Origin of the sequence: Frankia sp. AiPs1, from assembly GCF_023716945.1 — a bacterium.
Classification (GTDB): Bacteria; Actinomycetota; Actinomycetes; order Frankiales; family Frankiaceae; genus Frankia.
On sequence record NZ_JAMQQF010000622.1, the window covers coordinates 1 to 3,403 of the forward strand.

At 73.6% G+C, this 3,403-nt stretch carries 3 protein-coding genes; all 3 read left to right on the forward strand.

All coding sequences use genetic code 11. The features are described 5' to 3' along the window. The first annotated feature begins 464 nt into the window (after positions 1-464). Positions 465-914: a DUF309 domain-containing protein gene (locus ND748_RS28420; protein ID WP_251749263.1), complete on the forward strand. Its 450-nt coding sequence runs from the start codon at positions 465-467 to the stop codon at positions 912-914. Positions 915-1,243: 329 nt separating this feature from the next. Continuing rightward, entirely contained in the window at positions 1,244-2,437 is a 1,194-nt protein-coding gene (locus tag ND748_RS28425; RefSeq protein ID WP_251749264.1) for an acetyl-CoA C-acyltransferase, read from the forward strand. Between the two features lie 264 nt (positions 2,438-2,701). Next, positions 2,702-3,403, forward strand: a 702-nt coding sequence (locus tag ND748_RS28430) for a TetR/AcrR family transcriptional regulator (protein WP_251749265.1), incomplete at its 3' end; no start/stop codon positions are given.

Below are 3,403 nucleotides of genomic sequence, written 5' to 3' on the forward strand. Positions count from 1 at the left end.
GCACGGCACAGCCCGAGCGGCACGGCACGCCCGGCACCGCAGCACGGCAGACCCAGGGCAGCACGACCCCACCCGTGTGGCCCGTCCCGGCTCCCCCGCCGAGACGGGCCACAGCCGCGCCTGGCAGCAGTCGCCCGCGTGGCGAGCGCCACCCGGGACCATCGCGGGCGACAGAGTCCCACCGCCTGGTCACACTGACGTAGATGACCAGACCACGACACCCCGGGCCGGCGCCCGCCGGAGCGGAGTCCACCCGGACCGCGCCCCAGGGGCCCCACCCGGATGGACCAGACGCGTCCGCGAGCGAACGCGGCGGCGCCGAACCGCAACGATCGTCGGCCCGACTCACCGAGTCGTCAGCCCGACCCGCCACGTCGTCGGCCGGACCCGCCGCGTCGTCGGCCCGACCCGCCGAGCGTCCCCGCGACGCCCTCGGCCGGCCCCTGCCACACGGAGCGGCCGGCGTGGCTCCTCTGAGCCTGCCGAACCCGCTGCCCCCGGCCGCCGCACTCGCCGCCGCCCAGCATCTGCTCGACACCGGCCATCCCTTCCAGGCCCACGAGGCGCTCGAGGCCGCCTGGAAGGCCGCCGGTGACGGCGAACGTGGCCTGTGGCGCGGGCTGACCCAGCTGGCCGTCGGGATCACTCATCTCGCCCGCGGCAACGTCAGGGGCGGCGTGGCCGTGCTGGCTCGCGCGTCGGACAACCTGGCCCCCTACGCCGAGCACCCGCCGCACGACGTGGACGTCGCCGGCCTGCGCGGGTGGATCGCCGACCGCGTCACCGCCGTTGGACGCGCACATCCCCAGCCGCCCTGCGTCACCGGCGACCCGACCGCCTCGGCCGCCCTTCCTGCCGGCGGGGACGTGTCCGGCGCCGCCGGCGGTGGCCGTCCGCCGCGACTGGTCCGCTGAGCGACCACGCCGAGTGCGCACAGCCAGCCCGGCCCGGCGGTGGACCGGTCGCTCGCGCCGGGCCCGCAGATATGGAATTGTCACTCCAATCTGCTTGTTGACCCATCAAGAGCAGGCTCGTAGCGTCACAACGAACGATCGACAAGCGGAACGGGGCATGACCCGCCCGCCGCGATCCTGGCCAAGGCGGCAGGATCGCGCACGTGGGGACCGGTCATGGCATGGTCTGCTTAGCGAGCGCTAGACAACTACGCGAGCGCTGGACATCGGGTGGGCGACACGGGCAGCGTGGCGGATCGGTCCGCCAGGCTGGTGACGAGGGAGATCCCATGGAAAACGCAGTCATCGTCGATGCGGTCCGGACGGCGTCGGGTCGCGGCAAGCCCGGTGGGGCGCTGTCCGAGACCCACCCGGTGGAGCTGCTGGCCACCGTGCTCAAGGCGCTGGTCACGCGCAACGACCTCGACCCGGCGCTGGTCGACGACGTGATCGCGGGCTGTGTCGGCCAGGTCGGCGAGCAGTCGCTGAACATCGGTCGCACCGCGTTGCTGTCCGCCGGCTTCCCGGAGTCGGTGCCCGCCACGACCATCGACCGCCAGTGCGGGTCGAGCCAGCAGGCGGCCCACTTCGCCGCGCAGGGCGTCATCGCGGGGGCGTACGACATCGTCATCGCCGGTGGGGTGGAGTCGATGAGCCGGGTGCCGATGGGCTCCGCGGTCATCGGCAAGGACCCCAACGGCCCGGGCTTCCGCGCCCGCTACCCGGAGGGCCTGGCCAACCAGGGCATCGGCGCCGAACTGATCGCCGCGCGCTGGAAGCTCAACCGTGAGGACCTGGACGCCTTCTCCGCCCGCTCGCACCAGCTCGCCGCGGCCTCGGCGGCGGCCGGCGACTTCGCGAACGAGATCGTCCCGGTGGAGATCACCCTGCCGGACGGCACGAAGATCCAGCACCTTGCCGACCAGACCGTCCGGCCCACGACCACCTTCGAGGGCCTGCAGCAGCTCAAGCCCTCCTTCTACAGCGAGGAGTGGGCGGCCCGCTTCCCGGAGATCACCTGGAGCATCACCCCGGGTAACTCCTCGCCGCTGACCGACGGCGCCTCCGCCGTGCTGATCATGAGCGAGACCAAGGCCAACGAACTCGGCCTGCGGCCCCGGGCCCGGTTCCACACCTTCGCCCTGGCCGGCGACGACCCGCTGCTCATGCTGACCGCCCCCATCCCGGCGACCCGCAAGGCCCTCCAGCGCTCCGGGCTGTCCATCGACGACATCGACGCCTTCGAGGTGAACGAGGCGTTCGCGCCGGTGCCCCTGGCCTGGGCCCGCGACACCGGGGCCGACCCGGCCAGGCTCAACCCGCGCGGCGGGGCGATCGCACTCGGCCACGCCCTGGGCGGGTCGGGCACCCGCCTGCTGACCACCATGGTCAACTACCTGGAGGCGACCGGCGGTCGCTACGGCCTGCAGACGATGTGCGAGGGCGGCGGCATGGCCAACGCCACCATCATCGAGCGGCTCTGACGTTCGGAACGGCTCTGACGTCCGGAACGGCTCCGACGTCCGGAACGGCTCTGTCCGGAACGGCTCCGACGTCCGAACGGCTCCGGCCGACCTGGTGACGCGGTGCCGTCGGCGGCTTGGCCCGTCGACGGCACCGGCCTGTCGACCGATCCGCCCCGAGCACGCGGGCTCGCGGCGTTTCGGTCACCCTGCGCGTGGTCCGGATCCACCCGTGGGCGGGCCGGTCCACACTGGTCAGGACCAGCCACACCCGGGAGGCCCATCGTGACGGCAGGACCCGTGCTGGCGGCGACGAACTGGCGCGAGTTCGCCCCACCCCAGCTCACCCCGATCCTGCAGGGCGCGATGGAGGCGCTCTACGAGCATGGCTACCACGGCACGACGGTGCGGGACATCGCCCGCCGCGCGGGCGTCACCGTGCCCGCCCTCTACTACCACTTCGCCAACAAGCAGGGCATCCTCGTGGCGCTGCTGGACCTGGGGATCGAGGATGCGCTCGGTCGGGCCCGCGCCGCGCTGGCCGAGCTGGGCGAGAACGCCCCCGCCCGGGACCGGTTCGTCGCGTTCGTCGAGTCGATCACGCTCTTCATGGCGCATCGGGTGAGCATGGCCGTCCTCGACTCCGAGCTGCGTTACCTGGAGCCGGCCAACCGCCGCGGCTACGCCGCCAAGCGCAAGGAGCTCGAGACCCTGCTGCTCGACATTCTCGTCGACGGCAACAGCAGCGGGGTGTTCCGGATGACCAACCCCGCGGACACTTCCCGGGCGCTGCTCGGCATGCTGCGCTCGATCACCGGCTGGTACCACCCGGACGGGCCACTCACGCCGGCGGAGATCAGCAGGCGTTACGTCGACATCGCCCTGAGCACCGTCGGCGCGGCGGACCCGGCCGGGGGGGGGGGGGGGGGGGGGGGGGGGGGGGGGGGGGGGGGGGGGGGGGGGGGGGGGGGGGGGGGGGGGGGGGGG

What these genes read in the sequence shown, in the direction of transcription:
- ND748_RS28425 (WP_251749264.1), top strand. Translation starts at nt 1,244, where the DNA reads ATGGAAAACGCAGTCATCGTCGATGCGGTCCGGACGGCGTCGGGTCGC.